16 protein-coding genes are annotated in these 16,947 nt (G+C 71.7%); 10 read left to right on the top strand and 6 right to left on the bottom strand.

Annotated elements, in window-relative coordinates; translation table 11 throughout:
- Window positions 1-7 precede the first annotated feature (7 nt).
- Both AB0B90_RS07855 and AB0B90_RS07850 read left to right on the top strand, forming a co-directional pair.
- Window positions 8-643 carry a hypothetical protein gene (locus AB0B90_RS07855; RefSeq protein ID WP_350946243.1) on the top strand — a complete coding sequence of 212 codons (636 nt, stop codon included), beginning with the start codon at window positions 8-10 and terminating at the stop codon, window positions 641-643.
- A 136-nt stretch (window positions 644-779) separates the two neighbouring features.
- Entirely contained in the window at window positions 780-2,003 is a 1,224-nt protein-coding gene (locus AB0B90_RS07850; protein ID WP_350946242.1) for an NAD(P)/FAD-dependent oxidoreductase, read from the top strand.
- A 146-nt stretch (window positions 2,004-2,149) separates the two neighbouring features.
- On the opposite strand, the gene AB0B90_RS07845 is transcribed toward AB0B90_RS07850, so the two are convergent.
- The gene (locus AB0B90_RS07845; protein ID WP_350946241.1) at window positions 2,150-2,611 is read right to left on the bottom strand and encodes a PPOX class F420-dependent oxidoreductase; all 462 of its coding nucleotides are present in this window, start codon (window positions 2,609-2,611) and stop codon (window positions 2,150-2,152) included.
- Window positions 2,612-2,824: 213 nt separating this feature from the next.
- Between AB0B90_RS07845 and AB0B90_RS07840 the strand changes: the two genes are divergently transcribed.
- Window positions 2,825-3,463, top strand: coding sequence for a fasciclin domain-containing protein (locus AB0B90_RS07840; protein ID WP_350946240.1), 639 nt, complete (start codon window positions 2,825-2,827; stop codon window positions 3,461-3,463).
- 471 nt (window positions 3,464-3,934) lie between these two features.
- Complete coding sequence (locus AB0B90_RS07835) at window positions 3,935-5,575, top strand: ATP-dependent DNA helicase RecQ (protein WP_350946239.1); 1,641 nt, start codon at window positions 3,935-3,937, stop codon at window positions 5,573-5,575.
- A 69-nt stretch (window positions 5,576-5,644) separates the two neighbouring features.
- Here AB0B90_RS07835 and AB0B90_RS07830 read toward each other — a convergent pair whose 3' ends face one another.
- From AB0B90_RS07830 to AB0B90_RS07820, 3 genes are all read right to left on the bottom strand, one after another.
- Window positions 5,645-6,463: an SAM-dependent methyltransferase gene (locus AB0B90_RS07830; RefSeq protein WP_350946238.1), complete on the bottom strand. Its 819-nt coding sequence runs from the start codon at window positions 6,461-6,463 to the stop codon at window positions 5,645-5,647.
- A 108-nt stretch (window positions 6,464-6,571) separates the two neighbouring features.
- Window positions 6,572-7,387, bottom strand: a complete 816-nt coding sequence (locus tag AB0B90_RS07825; protein WP_350946237.1) for an SAM-dependent methyltransferase — start codon at window positions 7,385-7,387, stop codon at window positions 6,572-6,574.
- A gap of 140 nt (window positions 7,388-7,527) precedes the next feature.
- Window positions 7,528-8,031: an ATP-binding protein gene (locus tag AB0B90_RS07820; protein WP_350946382.1), complete on the bottom strand. Its 504-nt coding sequence runs from the start codon at window positions 8,029-8,031 to the stop codon at window positions 7,528-7,530.
- 229 nt (window positions 8,032-8,260) lie between these two features.
- Between AB0B90_RS07820 and AB0B90_RS07815 the strand changes: the two genes are divergently transcribed.
- The 3 genes from AB0B90_RS07815 (at window position 8,261) to AB0B90_RS07805 (ending at window position 11,284) form a co-directional block, all read left to right on the top strand.
- The gene (locus AB0B90_RS07815; protein ID WP_350946236.1) at window positions 8,261-8,497 is read left to right on the top strand and encodes a DUF397 domain-containing protein; all 237 of its coding nucleotides are present in this window, start codon (window positions 8,261-8,263) and stop codon (window positions 8,495-8,497) included.
- Between the two features lie 227 nt (window positions 8,498-8,724).
- Entirely contained in the window at window positions 8,725-9,597 is an 873-nt protein-coding gene (locus AB0B90_RS07810; protein WP_350946235.1) for a helix-turn-helix transcriptional regulator, read from the top strand.
- Window positions 9,598-9,760: 163 nt separating this feature from the next.
- Window positions 9,761-11,284: an SDR family oxidoreductase gene (locus tag AB0B90_RS07805; protein WP_362921500.1), complete on the top strand. Its 1,524-nt coding sequence runs from the start codon at window positions 9,761-9,763 to the stop codon at window positions 11,282-11,284.
- Window positions 11,285-11,301: 17 nt separating this feature from the next.
- On the opposite strand, the gene AB0B90_RS07800 is transcribed toward AB0B90_RS07805, so the two are convergent.
- Complete coding sequence (locus tag AB0B90_RS07800) at window positions 11,302-11,901, bottom strand: TetR/AcrR family transcriptional regulator (protein ID WP_350946233.1); 600 nt, start codon at window positions 11,899-11,901, stop codon at window positions 11,302-11,304.
- A gap of 36 nt (window positions 11,902-11,937) precedes the next feature.
- On the opposite strand from AB0B90_RS07800, the gene AB0B90_RS07795 reads away from it, so the two are divergent.
- Together AB0B90_RS07795 and AB0B90_RS07790 are read left to right on the top strand one after the other, a co-directional pair.
- The gene (locus AB0B90_RS07795) at window positions 11,938-14,451 is read left to right on the top strand and encodes a molybdopterin-dependent oxidoreductase (protein WP_362921497.1); all 2,514 of its coding nucleotides are present in this window, start codon (window positions 11,938-11,940) and stop codon (window positions 14,449-14,451) included.
- Window positions 14,452-14,557: 106 nt separating this feature from the next.
- Window positions 14,558-15,481, top strand: coding sequence for an FAD binding domain-containing protein (locus AB0B90_RS07790; RefSeq protein ID WP_350946231.1), 924 nt, complete (start codon window positions 14,558-14,560; stop codon window positions 15,479-15,481).
- A gap of 152 nt (window positions 15,482-15,633) precedes the next feature.
- Here the strand turns inward: AB0B90_RS07790 and AB0B90_RS07785 are convergent, their stop codons facing one another.
- A complete protein-coding gene (locus tag AB0B90_RS07785) occupies window positions 15,634-16,269 on the bottom strand; it encodes an NAD(P)H-binding protein (protein ID WP_350946230.1) in 636 nt (211 codons plus the stop codon).
- Between the two features lie 152 nt (window positions 16,270-16,421).
- Here AB0B90_RS07785 and AB0B90_RS07780 point away from each other — a divergent pair, with 152 nt between their 5' ends.
- Window positions 16,422-16,808: a helix-turn-helix domain-containing protein gene (locus tag AB0B90_RS07780; RefSeq protein ID WP_350946229.1), complete on the top strand. Its 387-nt coding sequence runs from the start codon at window positions 16,422-16,424 to the stop codon at window positions 16,806-16,808.
- The last annotated feature ends 139 nt before the right edge of the window (window positions 16,809-16,947 follow it).

Here is a 16,947-nt window from a genome sequence, read left to right as displayed (position 1 = left end):
TATCGGAATGTCCGGCAAGAGCATCAGCCTCGATGAGGCCGTCAACCTGACCCGCACCGGCGACGTGTGGCTGTTCCGCGGTCGAACGGTGCCCGATCGAGCGATCCAGACCATGACGAACAGCCCCGTCAACCACGTCGGCATGTCGGTCGTCATCGACGACATGCCGCCCCTGATGTGGCACGCCGAACTGGGTCGCTCCCTGCCCGACCTGTGGTCGGGAACCCACCAGCGCGGCGTCCAGCTGCACGACCTGCGCGAGGCGGTGACGGTCTGGGCCACCAGATACGGCCAGCGCGGCTGGCTGAGACAGCTGGAGCCGCAGGCACCCCCCGAGATGGAGGACGCCGTCCTGCGCACCGTCGCCCGGCTGGACGGCACGCCCTTCCCCTCGACGGCCAGGCTCGCCGGCCGCTGGATGAAGGGGCGGGTGCCCAGGATCCTCAAGCGGGGCACCGAGGAGAGCGCCCTGGAGAGCGCCTACTGCGCGGAGGTCGTCGCGGTCACGTACGAGGCCATGGGACTGCTGCCCGGAGGGCGGCGGCCGAACTGGTACGACCCCGGCCGTTTCTGGAGCGGTGACGACCTGGAACTGACCGGAGGTTTCCAGCTCGGAGGCGAGATCACCGTGAAGCTGGGGTAGGTCGTACGACGAACGGATCGGCGGGCGCAACCCCCGGCGCCCGCCGCTCGAAGACAAGGACGGCGGATCCCCTCACCCGAGGGGTTCCACGGACTCCCTGAGGTTTCGTGCCGCCGTCGACGTGAGGGGGTGCGTCATGCCGGACACGGTGGTGATCGTCGGTGCGGGTCTCGCCGGTCTGGCATGCGCCCTGCGGCTGCGTTCGGCGGGAGTGGAGGTCCGCGTCGTCGAGGCGGCGGACGAGGCGGGCGGGCGGGTGCGCACCGACGTCGTGGACGGCTTCCGGCTGGACCGCGGCTTCCAGGTCTTCAACACCGCCTACCCGGAGGCCGCGCGGGTCCTCGACATCGGAGCCCTGGACCTGCGCCCGATCCCGTCCGGCCTGATCTCCTTCGAGGGAGGGCGGCGGGAGCGGTTCATGCTGCCCTGGCGCCACCCGGGTCAGGCGCTCAGCGGGCTCCTCGCCGACGTGGGCTCTCCGCGAGACAAGGCAGCCCTGGCGGCGCTGACCGCACGGGACCTCCTGCTGCCGGTGAGCCGGCTGCGCGACGGGCGCGAACGCACCACGCGCGAGGAACTGCGGCACTGGGGCGTCTCACCGAGGATGGTCGAGAAACTGATCCGCCCGTTCCTTTCCGGTGTCGTCCTGGAGCGGGAACTGGAGACCTCCAGCCGTTTCTTCCACCTCATCTGGCGCGCCTTCGCCCGGGGAACGGTCGGGGTGCCCGCGCTCGGCATGGGAGAGATCACCCGGCAGCTCGCCGGACGCCTTCCTCCGGGGGCGCTCGCGCTGGAGACCCCGGTCCTCGCCGTGACCGAGGAGGGGGTGGAGACGGCCGGGGGCGAGACGATCCAGGCCCGCGCGGTGGTGGTGGCCACCGACCCCGCCATGGCGGCCGCACTCTATCCGGGGCTGGAGACTCCGGCGATGCGCTCGGTGACGACCTTCTACCACGCGGCCTCCCGCTCGCCCATGGACGACCCCACGCAGATCGTCGACGCGGAGGGCCACATCACCGACACCCTGGTCATCAGCGACGCCGCGCCCGCGTACGCGCCGCCGAGCCGGGCGTTGGTCTCCACGTCGGTGCTGGGAGTCCTCTCCGACGCGGACGAGCCCCGGGTCAGGGCACGGCTTTCACAGATCTACGGGACGGACACCTCGAACTGGGACCATCTGGCGACGTACGCCGTCAAGGAGGCGCTGCCCGCGATGGTGCCGCCGTTCTCGTTGCGGCGCCCGGTGCGCTTCGCGCCGGGCCGCTACGTTTGTGGAGACCACCGCGACACCGGCTCGCAGCAGGGGGCCCTGGTCTCGGGGCGCAGGGCGGCCGAGGCCGTCCTGGCCGACCTGAGGTGATCCTTGGAGGTCGTCTCCTGGCCGACAGACCGGTCCAGGGGGCCCGCCCGGCCTGAGGGCCTGAGGGCCTGTCCGGTTGAGTCGATCGACCGCAACGCGGCCGGGCAGTGCAGCCTGGCCTGAGGGCCTGTCCGGGCGCCAGGCCCTCAGGCCAGCCGGGCGGGGAAGCCGCCGGTGGCGATGGGGCCCCAGCGCTCCGGGGTGACGCGCAACAGCGATTTGCCCTGCCGTGTCATCGCCGCTCGATACTCGTCCCAGTCGGGGTGCTCACCGGAGATGGACCGGTAGTAGTCGACGAGCGGTTCGAGGGCCTCCGGCAGGTCGAGGACCTCGGCCGTGCCGTCCACCTGCACCCAGGGGCCGTCGAAGTCGTCCGACAGGACCACGACGCTCACCCGCGGGTCACGGCGGGCGTTGGAGGTCTTGGCGCGTTCGGGGTAGGTGGACACCACGATGCGGCCCTCGGCGTCGACGCCGCAGGTCACCGGGGACGCCTGTGGCCTGCCGTCGCGCCGCGCGGTGATGACCAGCGCGCGGTGGCGGTCACGGAGGAAATCCAGCAGCCGGTCGCGGGAGACGACCTCGTTGGTTGCGATCTTCGGGCTCATGATTCCCACTCTAAGGGGGGATGCGGAGGGCCTTGATTAACGCCCCGTCGAATGGAAAATAGCTATCTCTCTCGGGAGATATGTGGTCAAGAGTCCTCTAGTGGGGCATTTAGCCTCAAATCTCAGGGAATTGATCTCCAATACAGGACATGAGTGGCTCGGGAACCCGCCGACGGACCCGGATGGCTCATCCGCCCAACCAAGGAGAAAACCGTGAAGCAGAAGTCTCTTCTGGCATCGGCCCTGACCGTACTCGCCCTGACCGCAGCCCCCGCCGCGCAGGCGGTCGCCGCCCACGGGTGGATCACCTCTCCCACACCGGTCCCGACAGACTCGACCATGCCCACCGAGGGCGCCTCGCCCGAACCCTCGGGCATGATGACGGAGCCGTTCGGCCCCGGGTGCGCGTCCCTGCCCGCCAGCGGCGAGGGCAGCCTCAGCGAGATGGCCTCACAGCCGGTCGCCACCGCCGCCGCCTCCAACCCCTCCCTCTCCACGCTGGCCCAGGCGATCGAGCAGGCCGGCCTGACCGAGACGCTCAACTCCGCCAAGGACATCACGGTGTTCGCCCCCACCAACGAGGCGTTCGCCAAGATTCCGAAGGAGAAGCTCGACAAGCTCCTGTCCGACAAGGCGGAGCTGACCAAGGTCCTGACCCACCACGTCGTCGAGGGGAAGAAGACCCCCGAGGACCTGACCCAAGGCACGCTGACCACGATGCAGGGAGGGACACTGACCGTGAAGGGCTCCGGTGAGGACTTCACCGTCGACGACGCCAAGGTCCTCTGCGGCAACATCCAGACCTCCAACGCCGTCGTCTACCTCGTCGACACGGTGCTCATGCCGAAGTGACCGCGGCGAAGGCGGTGAACACGCGGCGGCCGTGACGGCCGTCGCGGTCACGACGACCGCGACGGCCGTCACGATGCCGGCGGGCCGGTAGAGCCGCCGTGCCCCGGCGGTCCGAACCGCGACCGGCCCACAGTGGCCCGACAGTGGCCCGACAGTGGCGCCACAGTGGCCCGACAGCGGTCCGCGGTGGCCCGGCAGACCGGCCGAGCCGCGACGCGGCAGGCGTGGTGACCTGACACGGCGGACCGGGGTGACCCGGGGCGACCCGGTGGGCCGAGCCGCGATCTGACGGCCGACAGGCCGGGCCGCGATCCGGCCGAAGGAGGGGTGTCCGCGACGGGGCGCCCCTCACGGTGTCTCCCGCTTCCCGCCCGTACCCGTCCCGCGCCCTCCTTCGATCGAGGGGACGTCGCGCGACTAGTGCCCCGATCCGCGGGTACCTGGCCGTCACACGGCGGGAAGGCGGAGGGCATGAGCATCAAGGACAGGTTCGGGCCGAGGGCGCGGAAGCTGCGTGCCGTGGCCCGCGAGGTCTTCGGCTGGCGTGACCTGCGCCCCGGGCAGCTCGACGCCATGCGTCACCTGCTCGCCGGGGGCGACGCCCTCGTGGTCATGCCCACCGGCAGCGGTAAGTCGGCCGTCTACCAGGTGCCGGCACTGCTGCTCGACGGGCCCACCGTCGTCGTCTCGCCGCTCATCGCCCTCCAGCGTGACCAGGTCGCCGGGCTGGCCGAGGCCGACGCGGGCGGGGCGGTCGCGGTCAACTCCGCCCAGTCCGGTGGCGAGGCGTCCCTGGAGGCCGTACGCGCGGGCGCGGCCGAGTTCGTCTTCCTCTCACCCGAGCAACTCGCGAAACCGGAGACGGTCGAGCGGCTGCGCGCCGCGCGTCCCTCGCTGATCGCCGTGGACGAGGCGCACTGCGTGTCGGCGTGGGGCCACGACTTCCGGCCCGACTACCTGAGGCTGGGCCAGGTCATCGAGCAGCTGGGGCATCCGCCGGTGGTGGCGTTGACCGCCACGGCCGCCCCCGCGGTACGCGACGAGATCGTCACCGCCCTCGGGCTGAGGAACGTCCGCCAGATCGTGCGGGGCTTCGACCGGCCCAACATCGACCTACAGGTGCGCCGCTTCGTCACCCAGGAGGATCTGAGGCGGGCGCTGGTGGAGGACGCGGCGTCCCGCTCAGGACTCGGGCTGGTCTACGTCGCCACCCGCCGCGCCGCCGAGGAGTACGCCACCGCGCTGCGCGAGGCCGGTCGCAGGGCCGAGGCGTACCACGCGGGGATGAAGGCGGCCGAGCGGCACAGGATCCACGAGATGTTCCGCGACGACGAGCTGGACGTCGTGGTCGCGACCTCGGCGTTCGGCATGGGCATCGACAAGCCGGACGTGCGGTTCGTGCTGCACGCCGCCCCGCCGGAGTCGCCCGACTCCTACTACCAGGAGATCGGCCGGGCCGGGCGGGACGGCGGGCCCGCCGCCGCGGTGCTCTTCTACCGTTCCGAGGACCTCGGGCTGCGCAGGTTCTTCGTCGGGGGACGCGCCGACGAGGAACTGCTGCTACGGGTCGCCACGCTGGTGCACGAGCACGGCGGCACCGTACCCGCGGGCGAGATGCGGACCCTGCTCGACGTCGGCGCCACCCGGCTCACCCGGCTGGTCAACCTCCTGGAGCGGGCGAACGCGATCGAGGTCACCGGCGAGGGCGACCTGCGCCGGGTGTCCGGCGGTCCCGAGCCCGAGGCGGCCGCGGCCCGCGCCGTCGAGCTGGACGACACCCGGCGTCGTATCGACGACTCCAGGATCGACATGATGCGCGCGTACGCGGAGACCACGGGCTGCCGCCGCCGCTTCCTGCTCGAATACTTCGGCGAGCCGCGCGAGCGCGGCTGCGAGGCCTGCGACACCTGCCGTGCGGGCCTGCCCCAGGAGCCGGAGGCCGCGGGCGAGGGGCCCTTCGCGATGCACGCCAGGGTGCGGCACAGCGCCTGGGGGCCGGGGATGGTGATGAGCAGGGAGAGCGACCGGATCACCGTGCTGTTCGACGAGGTCGGTTACAAGACGCTCTCGTTGGAGGCCGTGGAGCGCGACGACCTCCTGGTCGCGGGTTAGGTCCGCCTCCCGGAGTCTCCCGGAGGCCGGTGGGAGGGATCCGCCGGTCGCGTGCGGGGCCGGTCCTCGTCAGTCCTTGGCCTTGCGGGCCACCCCGCCCATCGTCCACGTCCTGTCGCGGCCCTGCGCGGTGAGCGGGTTGTCGGGGTGCCAGTGGCGGATGTAGACCAGGCCGGGATCGACGAGTTCCAGCCCGTCGAAGAAGCGCAGCACCTCATCGCTTCGCCGGGAGGCGTCCTCGGTGCGGCCGAGGACCCGCTGGAAGATCTCGACCAGCGGGCCCTTGGCCTCCGGCCGCGTGTCGAAGACGACGTGGCCGATGCCGAAGTGGCTGCCGACCGGCACCGCGTCGCGAAGGATGGCCACGCTCTTGTGCGGGTCGTCCTCGTCGGGGATGAACTGCAGGGCTGACAGGATCAGGACGGCCACCGGTAGCTCCAGGTCGACCAGACGCAGCAGTTCCGGGTCGGTGAGCAACTCGCGGGGGTGCAGGACGTCACCCTCGACGGCGGTGGTGTACGGGTTGGTGGCGAGCGTGGCGCGGGCGTGGGAGAGCACCACGGGGTCGTTGGAGACGTAGACCACGCGCGTGTCGGGGACGATCTCCTGGGCCACCTGGTGGACGTTGCGGCGGTTGGGCAGACCGGAGCCGATGACGACGAACTGGGTCATGCCTCGCTCGACGAGATATCGCACCATCCGGCGCAGGAACGCCTGGGCCTCGTGCGTCATGGTCCTGATCTCGGGCGCGACGGCGAGCACCTCCTCGGCCGCCTCGCGGTCGGCGGCGAAGTTGTCCTTCCCGCCGAGGAAGTAGTCGTGCATTCTGGCGATGTTGGGAACGCTGGTGTCCAGGCCTACCCCCGGCCGCCGGGACGTGTCGTTCAACAGGTTTCACCTCCGCTGTTGCCTGCGACATTAGAGAATCGCGCGTCGCGTGAACAGGTGCCGAGGCGCAGCGAATGCAGGCAAAACTCGATTGTTTCCCAAAAAAGCCTATTCTTTTCGTGCGACTCCGCCGACGACCCAGACGGAATCCGGCCGGTGCGGTATCGCGCCCTCCGGCCGCCAGTCGGGAATGTAGACGACGCCCGGTTCGACCGGCCTCAGCCCGTCGAGGAAGAGTTCGACCTCGGCCTTGGTGCGCAGGTTCGCACGGCGGGGACCGGTGATCGACCCGCTGTCCTGGAAGAGGGCGGCGAGCCGCGCGGTCCTGTCCGGGCACAGATCGGAGACCGCGTGGGAGAGGGCCATGTAGCTGCCCGGCGCGACGGCCTTCTGCAGGGCGGCGACGGCCTGCGTCGCCTCGACGTCGTCGGGGAGGTCGGCCAGGACCGAGAAGAGCAGGAGCGCCACGGGCTCGTCGAGATCGATCAGGCCGGTGAGGCCGGGATGCGCGAGGAGCCGCTCGGGGTCGCGCATGTCCGCCTCGACGACGATGGCCGGGCTGTCCTCCTTCAGGAGGGCCTGGGCGTGGACGACGACCATCGGATCGTTGTCGACGTAGACGACCCGCGCCTCGGGTGCGAGGCCGCGCAGGATCTGGTGCACGCTGCCCTGGGTCGGCAGGCCGCAGCCGATGTCGACGAACTGACGGATGCCGGCCTCGACCAGGAAGCGCACGACGCGGTCGAGGAATCTGCGCCCTTCCCGCGACATGGCGGGGAGCTCGGGGGCGATGGAGAGCGCCACCTGCGCGGCGGCCCGGTCGCTGGCGAAGTTGTCCTTGCCGCCCAGGAAGTAGTCCGATATCCGGCCCGCGTTCGGGATCGTGGGATCGAACCTGAGGCGCTCAGGTTGCGACGACGCCATGGTGTCCTCCGTCCGGCATGCGGTTCCAGCGGACATTATCGACCTTCTGCCCACGGGGTGAGGTGTTTTCTGCTGGAGCCTCCTTCCACTCGGGTAACTTTCCCGGCACTCGACCTTCGGTGACGGGCTCTCGCGTGTCGTCAGTGGCAGGCTTCCAGGTGGCGTTCTCCTGCCGGGGGCAGGGCGAAGGCCGCCCACACCGCCTTGCCCCGGCTCTCCAGCGGTGCCCAGCCCCACGTCTCGCTGACACCGTCGACCAACTGGAGTCCCCGGCCGTTCTCCGCCTCGTAGTCGGGCTCGCGCAGACAGGGGCCCTGGTCGCTGGGGTCGGTGACCGCGCACAGCACCGAGCGCTCGGTGTGGCAGAGGATCACCCTGACCTCGGGGAAGGAACGGGCGTGCGGGACACCTCGCGTGCCGTGGCGTACGGCGTTGGTCACGAGTTCGGAGACCACGATGCCGGTGTCGTCGATCAGCGGCTCCAGCTCCCAGGCCCGCAGCGCCTTGGTGGTGAACTCGCGGGCGGTCCGCGCCGCGCACGAGTCGTAACGGAGGCTGCGGACGGCCATCTGTAACTGGCCGGCGTGGTCCTCCCTACCGGCCCAGGGGGGCAGGCCGCTCGGGGGGAGCAGGTGATTAAGCATCGACAACCACCGTTCCCACCCTCCGATCTCAGCTCGGATGGGTGTGGCTTCGCGTCTTCGGTAACCAGTCATCGGCGACCTTGAGGAGGGGACGATCATGTGGCGAGGTTGATCCGTCTGCCATCTTGCCTTCCGTAATGTGCATAGGCAAGTACAGATGCACGTGCATCTGCACAAAAAGCCCTACACTCGGAGTGTTGTTTCCCTCCCCAGTCAGTGAGAGGCGAGGATGAACCAGCTGTACAACGGCATGTCGGCCGCCCTGATGGACGGTGTCATGTGGCGCAAGAGCCACTTCAGCAACCCCAGCGGCAACTGTGTGGAACTCGCGGAACTGCCCGACGGCAGGGTCGCGATGCGCAACTCCCGCGACCCCGAAGGCCCCGCGCTGATCTACACCCGCCGCGAGGCCGACGACTTCGTCCGCGGGGTGAAGAGCGGGGAGTTCGACGACCTGATCAATTGAAGATCCGCCGCTGTGATTGAAAGATAAAATCTTCTATGGTCTGAGCGTGGCGAGCGGAGTACCGTGAAGGCTCGCGATCGCCACAAAGAGTGGGCGCAGGATCGCGTTCCGCGCCCGAAGGACTGCAGATGATCATGCCAAACGCCGACGGTCGGCCGGTCGGTCCTACCTCCGCGGCCTCTGCGGCCTCTGCGGCTCCCACGGCTCCCACGGCTCCCACGACCTCGATGGCCGCACCGCGGGGAAGCTCCACCGTGCTGCGGATCGTCCTGGGCGCACAGCTCCGCCGCCTGCGCGAGCAGCGGGGCATCACGCTGGAGGAGGCGGGGCACTCCATCCGCGCCTCGCACTCCAAGGTCAGTCGCATGGAGCTCGGCAGGGTCAGCTTCCGGATCAGGGACGTGTCCGACCTGCTCACCCTGTACGGGGTGACGAGCGACGCCGATCGTGAGCCGTTCCTCTCCCTCGTCGAGAAGGCCAACCTCGCCGGCTGGTGGCACAACTACAACGACGTGCTGCCCGCCTGGTTCGAGACGTACGTGGGCCTGGAGGAGTCGGCCAGCGGCATCCGCAACTACGAGGTCCAGTTCGTTCCCGGCCTGCTGCAGAGCGAGGGCTACGCGCGGGCCGTCATCCGGCTGGGCTTCCCCTCGGCCTCCCCGGAGGAGCTGGACCGCAGGGTGAAACTGCGCATGGCACGTCAGCGGCTGCTGCACCGCCAGGACCCGCCCCATCTGTGGGCCGTGCTGGACGAGGCCGTGCTGCGCCGCCCTCTCGGCGGGGCCGAGGCGATGTGCGAGCAGATCGACCACATCCTGCGCGCGCTCGAACTGCCCAACGTGACCGTCCAGATCGTGCCCTTCAGCGTCGGCGGCCACGCCGCGGCCGGAGGCCCCTTCAGCATCCTGCGCTTCTCCCAGCCCGACCTGCCGGACATCGTCTACATGGAGCAGCTCACCAGCGCCGTCTACCTGGAGAAGCGCGACGACGTCGACAGCTACCTGGAGGTCATGGAGCGCCTGTGCATCGAGGCCGAGCCGGCCACGCGCACCCGCGAGATCCTCCTGGAGATCCGAGAGGGGTTCCAAGCGAGGCTCTGAGCGGAAGCGGGCACGGAACGACGGCGGGGCAACGGCGGGCTGGAAACGCCGGCGGGAAACCCGGCCGCGTGGAAACGGCGGGCCAAGGGGGCGGTGAGCCCGTGCGCGGCACAGGAAAGGGTCCGGCCGCAACCACCGGGGGGCGCCGTACGAAAATGTACGCATGAGATGTCTCGTGACCGGCGCGACCGGATACATCGGAGGGCGGCTCGTTCCCGAACTGCTGGACGCGGGGCACGAGGTCCGCTGCATGGTGAGGTCGGCCGGCCGCCTGCGCGACCAGCCGTGGGTCTCCCGGGTCGAGGTCGCCCAGGCCGACGCGGCCGACGCCGAGCAGGCGGCGAAGGCCCTGGAAGGCATCGACGTGGTCTACTACCTGATCCACACGATGGGCGGGGGGAGTGACTTCGCCGCCGCCGACCGCGAGGCGGCCACCACCTTCGCCGCCGCGTGCGAGCGCGCCGGGGTTCGCCGGGTCGTCTATCTCGGGGGCCTCGCGCCGGACGAGAGGCTCTCGCCGCACATGCGCTCCCGCGTCGAGGTGGGGGAGATCTTCCTGCGCTCCTCGGTGCCCGCGGTGGTGCTGCGGGCCGCGGTCATCATCGGATCGGGCTCGGCCTCCTTCGAGATGCTGCGCCACCTCACCGAGCGGCTGCCCGTGATGACGACGCCGCGGTGGGTGGGCACCAGGACGCAGCCCATCGCGATCCGCGACGTGCTGCGCTACCTCGTGGCCTGGGCCTCCGTCGAGGAGGAGGTGAACCGCTCCTTCGACATCGGCGGCCCGGACGTGCTCACCTACGCCGACATGATGCGGGTCTACGCGGAGGTCGCCGGCCTGCCCCGCAGGCTGATCATCCCGGTCCCGCTGCTGAGCCCCGGCCTCTCCAGCCACTGGGTGGGGCTGGTCACCCCGGTTCCGGCGAGCCTGGCCCGCCCGCTGGTGGAGTCGCTGCGCAACGAGGCCGTCTGCGGCGAGCACGACATCGCCCGCTACGTCGACGACCCGCCGGGCGGGCTGATCGGGCTGAGGCGGGCGGTCGAACTCGCCCTCCAGCGCGTCAAGGAGGCCAAGGTCGTCACCCGCTGGTCCTCGGCCTCCACCCCCGGCGCGCCGAGTGACCCGCTGCCCACCGACCCCGACTGGGCGGGCGGCAGCCTGTACGTCGACGCGCGGGCCCGTCGGGTCGACGCCTCACCCGAGGCTCTGTGGGCGGTGATCGAGTCCGTCGGCGGCGAGGTGGGCTGGTACTCCCTGCCCCTGGCCTGGAGCCTGCGCGGTCTGCTCGACCGGCTGGTCGGCGGCGTGGGCCTGCGCAGAGGGCGTCGCGATCCCCGGCGGCTCTGGGTGGGCGACTCCGTCGACTTCTGGCGGGTCGAGGAGATCGAGCCGGGGCGCCTGCTGCGGTTGCGCGCGGAGATGCGCCTGCCCGGCCTCGCCTGGCTGGAGATGCGGGTGCTCACGTACCGGGGGGAGACCGTCTACGGTCAGCGGGCGATCTTCCACCCTCGTGGCCTGGCCGGGCACCTCTACTGGTGGTCGGTCGCGCCCTTCCACAGCCTGGTCTTCGGGCCGATGCTGCGCAACGTGGCGAGGGCCGCCGAGCGCGGCGGCCGGTCCGTCGTGCACCCCTCCCCGGCCGGTGCCCCCCATGACGGCGGCCCGAGGGACACCGTCCCTCTCTGACCGTCTGCGGCCGCTCGTCACCGTTCGCCGGGGTTCACCAGGACGTCGACGACGTCGGAGTATCCGATCCCCTTGTGGGAGAACTGTCCCGCCACCGCCAGCTCAGCGAGACCGTGGGCGGTCGAGAACAGTGCCATCACCCTGGCCTTGGGCACCGGCCCCTCCCAGGGACCCTCCATGTCGAGCGCGGTCATCACCTGGTCGATCGCCGTCTCCAGATCCGGGTGGTGCCCGACGACGAACTCCGAGGCGAACACCAGCCGGTATTCCTCGGGATGTGCGACGGCGTACTCGACGTAGCTCAGGTAGAAGGCCCGCAGCCGGTCGCGGGGGGTCTCGGCCGCCAGGACCGCGGCGGCGACGTGCGCGCTGAGATCGGTGATGACCCGGACGGCGAGTGCCGCGAGCAGGGCGGTCTTGTCGGCGAAGTGCCGGTAGGGGGCCGTACGGGACAGGCCGGCCAGGTCGCCGACGGCGCGTAGCGTCACGGCGTCGAGGCCCTCCTCGCGCAGCAGTCTCAGCGCGCTCTCGACCAGGCGGGTCCTGGTGCCGTCCACCACGTGGATCCCCTTTCCGGGCAGGGCTGTGTTGACAACGTCAACGTATCTGGTTGACACTGTCAACATAATGTTGACGACGTCAACTGGAGAGTTATGAAGATAACGGTAAACGGGCTGCCCACCACGGTGGAGGCCGGCCCCGACGACGCCGCCGTGGACGTCCTGCGCGACGGTCTCGGCCTCACCGGCGCCAAGGCCGCCTGCCGCACCGGGGTCTGCGGCGCGTGCACGGTCATGGTGGACGGCGTGCCCCAGGCGAGCTGCCTGCTGCCGTCCGCCGCGCTGGAGGAGCGCGAGATCACCACCGCCGAAGGGCTCGACCACCCCGTCCAGCGGGCCCTCGCCGTCCACGACGGCCTGCAGTGCGGTTACTGCACGCCCGGGTTCGCGGTCGAGGGCGCGGCCTTCGTCGACGCCTGGCGCGCCGAGCACGGCGACGTCGCGCCACCGCGCGAGCGGATCGCCGCGGCCCTCGCCGGTCATCTGTGCAGGTGTGGCGCGTACGAGGGCATCTACGCCGCGATCGCCGCCGCCTGCCGGGGAGAGCACGACGGCGCCGCGGGGACGCCCGCCAGGGTGGAGGCGATGGACAAGGTCGCGGGCCACGCCCGATACACGACCGACGTGCGCCTCGAAGGCCAGCTGGAAGGCGTGGTCATCCGTTCCACGAGGGCGCACGCCCGCGTCACCTCGGTCACGGTGGACGCCGCCTACGTGGTCGACCTGCTGCCGCCCGACCGCGTCGTCCGCTACGCGGGCCAGCCCGTCGCCGCCGTCGCCGCCCCCACCCGCCGCGAGGCGCTGGCGATCGCGGAGGCCGCCGAGATCGGCTACGAGCCGAGGCCCGCCGCGCTCGACGACGCGCCGGACGCCCCGCCCGTCTACGACGAGGAGTCCAGAAAGCACGTCCCCAGCTCCAGCGAGGGGATGGAACTGCCCGGCGCCTGGAACGGCAACGTGCGCGGTCCCTTCACCAGGGCGAGCTGGCGCGGGCGCACCGCCGCCAAGCGGATCGAGGCCGCCAGGCGCGACGCCGACCCCCGCCTGGTGACCGGCACGTTCACCACCGCCGTGCAGGTCCACACCCCGCTGGAGCCGCACGCCTGCGTCGCCCGCTGGGATGCCGAGGGCGACCTGCACCTGCACCTGTCCACCCAGACCGTGGTCATCACCGCCGAGCAGGCCGCCAAGCGGTGGGACCTGCCGGTCGAGCGGGTCCACATCGCCGCCGACCACGTCGGCGGCGGTTTCGGAGCCAAGGTCGGCGTCACCGTCGAGACGATCGCCGCCGTCGAGCTCGCCCGGGCCCATGGCACGCCGGTGCGCGTGGTGCTCAGCCGGGCCGAGGAGCTCACCGACGCGGGCAACCGCCCGGGCACCCGCACCACCGTCGAACTGCTCACCGACGACCGGGGCGACCTCGCCGCCCTCACCATGGACGTCCACGGGCGCGGCGGCGTGGCCATCGGGTCGTCCGTCGCGCTGATGGCCCGCCTCGTGTACGGCACCGCGCCCCGCAGGCTCCGCGACTACGACGTGGTCACCAACGAGCCGCCTGGCACCCCGTTCCGCGGGCCGGGGGCGCCGCCCATGCTCTGGGCGCTGGAGCAGGCGGTGGACGAGGCCGCCCACCGCAGGGGCGAGGACCCGATCGCGCTGCGGCGCCGCTGGGACGGCAACCGCAAACGGCACGCGCTCTACGACCTGGCCGCGGCCCTGCCCGAGTGGACGTCCAGGCCGCGTACCGGCTCCCAGACGGGGCGTTTCCGCCGGGGCGTCGGGGTGGCCGCCGCCAACTGGCTCTACATGCTCGACCCCGCCACGGAGGTGGAGCTGCGTGTCGAGGGTGACGTGGTCGTGGCCTCGACCGCGACCCAGGACATCGGGACCGGCGTCCGCACCGTCATCGCCGGCGTCGTATGTGAGGAGCTTGGACTGCCCGCCGAGCGCGTCCGCGTCGAGGTCGGCAGGACGGGCACCGTGCACGGGCCGGGCTCGATCGGCAGCCGCACCACGGCCTCGGTGGCCCCCGCCGCGCGCGACGCCGCGCGGCGCCTGCGGAAGCTGGGCCTGACCGACGGCGCCAGGGTCGTGGGCGGACGCCGCCGCGACCGGCGCGGCTACGTCACCCCGTTCCCGATGAGCGGCATGGCGATCGGCCGGGGGTTCAGCGGTTCCGTCCACGTCACCGAGGTCGAGGTCGACACCCGCCTCGGCACCGTCAGGCCGCTTCGGGTGTGGGCCGGGATCGCGGCGGGTCACATCTACGCCGAGCGGCCGGCACGCAGCCAGTGCGAGGGCGGTGTCGTGCAGGGCATCGGCTACGCCCTGTACGAGGAGCGGCTGGTCGACCCGGTCACCGGAAACGTGCTGACCGCGAACCTCGACGACTACCGCATCCCCGGCATCGGCGACACCCCCGAGATCACCGTGCACTTCCACCGCGACGGGTGGGACCACGTCAACGGCAACGGCGTCGGGGTCGGAGAGATCTCCACGGTCGGCGTGGCCGCCTCGGTGGGCAACGCCGTCCACAACGCCACCGGCTGGCGCCCTCACGACCTGCCCATCCGTCCCGACCGGCTCCTCGAAGGGATCACCCGTTGACCCCCTGCGCGCGGACGCGGCCGGACCCGTACCCGGACCCCGGGAGGGGACGGCCGACGGCCCTCTCACCGGAGCACACCCCCCGCCTCACACTGGAAGGTGTTCGATGACCGTACTCACCGACCTCGGCGAGGCCGTACGGCGCGGGGGCGAGTTCCGCGCCGGAGGCACCGACCTGATGGGCCGCCGCGCGGCCGGACCGCACGTGGACCTGCGCGGCCTGCCCGATCTGTCCGGCGTCACCTGGCAGCCGGACGGCTCCGTCAGGATCGGCGCGCTCACCACGGTCGCGCGGGTGGCCCGCGACGCGCGCCTCGGCGCCACACACCCCTGCCTGGCGCTGACGGCAGCGGGTCTGGCCACACCCCAGATCCGCGAGGTGGCCACCGTCGGGGGCAACCTGCTGCAGCGCAACCGCTGCGCCTACTTCCGCAACCCGGCCTTCTCCTGCCACCAGAACGGCGGCGACCACTGCCCGGCCCGCGCCGGGCTCTCCCCGAACGCCGCGATCCTCGACAGCGGCCCGTGCGTCGCGCCGCACCCGTCGTCGCTGGCGGTGGCCCTGCTGGCCTGCGACGCCTCCGCCGAGACGCACGGCAGGGACCCGTTCCCCGTCGCCGACCTGTACGGAGACGGTTCGGACCCCTCCCGGGACCACCTGCTGGAGGTGGGGGAGATCCTCACCTCCGTCGTCCTGCCGCCGCCCGTGCCCGGGGAGCGGGCCGCCTACCACCGTGCGATCGGCAGGTCCGAGGCCGAGTGGCCGCTGGTGGAGGCCGCGGCGCGGCTGGGCGTCGACGACGGGAGGATCACCTTCGCCAGGGTGGCCGTGGGGGGTGTCGCCCGCGTCCCCGTACGCCTGCCCGAGGTCGAGGAGGCACTCCTGGCGGGCGAGCCCCTCGACCGGGCGGCCGGGCTGGCGGCCGCGCGGTACGCTCCGGCGGCCCGCAACCACTACAAGATCGCGCTGCTCGCCGGGACCGTCCTGGAGGTGCTGGAACGCGCGAGCGGAACCGGCGAGACCCGCTGACCACCCGGCGCCCCCCGCCGTGCCGTCCGGTCACGGCGGGGGGCGCCGGTGGGGACGCGTCGTCCCGTACGCTCGACGATCAACCAGGGGGTGTGCCGTTCGGCTGTGCCGGGCCACCCGTTCGTCCGGGCTGTCGACGACCTCCTCTTTCATCAGGCCGCCTCGACGCCGAGGTGCGTGCGGTGGTGCTCGGGGGTGTCGATCTCGTCGAGCAGCGCGATCGCGAAGTCGGCGTAGGAGATGCGGCTGGCCGCCTCGGCGGGGGCCACGCGGTAGCGGCCGGTACGGGCGCCGCCGTGGTCGAAGTCACCGGCCGGGCTGACGACCAGCCAGTCGAGCGAGGCGGGGGCGGTGCGCAGCACCTCGTTTCCTGCCGCGTGCCCCAGGTAGAACGACCGGTACTCCTGCGGGTAGCCGGGCGTGTCCATCAGGAGCGTCCCCGAGGAGGTCCCCAGCACCGACGCCAGGCCGACCGTCAGCAGCCTGGCCACTCCCGCCCTCGTCAGCCCGTCGAGCAGGGCGCGGGCGGCGTCGGCGAAGAAGACGTCGTGCGCCGCGCCCGCGTCGTAGACGGAGCTGATCGCGGCGTCGTGACCCTCGGCGAGCCGCGCGACACCGTTCGCGTCCGTGACGTCGCCGGCGACGATCCGCACACCGTCCGCGGCCAGGTCACCGTGCCCGGCCGGGTCGCGCACGACCGCGGTGACCTGGTGCCCGCGCCGGAGGGCCTCGTGGACGGCCGCCCGGCCGCCCCTGCCGCCGGCACCGAAGACGATGATCCTGCTCATTGGAACCCCTCGTGTCCAGGGCCGGACCTGATCGCCGGCCGCTGCCGGGAGATTAACCGGGCAGGTGGTTACCACCGGGATACCCGGCCACCCGTGGTCCGGCGCGACGGCCGGCGGTGGTCCCCAGCGGGATCCCCAGCTAGCGTGAAGGGGTGACAGAGCCCCTCGATCCGGAGATGTTCGATCCGGTCTGCCCGTCCGACCTCACGCCCATCCGCTTCGGCGACAAATGGGCAGGGATGATCATCCGCTGCCTCGAAGGCGGGCCGCGACGGTTCTCCGAGCTTCGGATCCCCCTGCGCGGCATCACCGCGAAGGTGCTCACCCAGTCGCTCCGGACGCTCGCGCGCGATGGCCTGATCGTGCGCACCGTTCATCCCGCGCAGAGGGTCGAGTACGCGCTGACGCCGCTCGGCCGCAGCCTGCTCGAACCGATGAACGCCGCGTGCGCCTGGGCGCAGGAACACTGGGAGGAGCTTCTCGACGCCCGCGAGGCGTCCTCCGCCGCTTCGTCGTACGGGCTCGGCCGTACGGGATAGAGGCCCCGTATCCAGAGGCGATGGCCCGCGTCGTGCCTCCGGGAGGCCTCCCGGCGCCGGCATCGTTCTTCTTCCCGAGCTGTTCGCCGTCCCGTTCGTGCAGCCCGAACCGGACCCGGATTACTTCGAGCTGGCGGAG

This window comes from Streptosporangium sp. NPDC049078 (assembly GCF_040648855.1).
Lineage (GTDB): Bacteria > Actinomycetota > Actinomycetes > Streptosporangiales > Streptosporangiaceae > Streptosporangium.
This window is presented reverse-complemented; position numbering and strand designations above follow the sequence as displayed.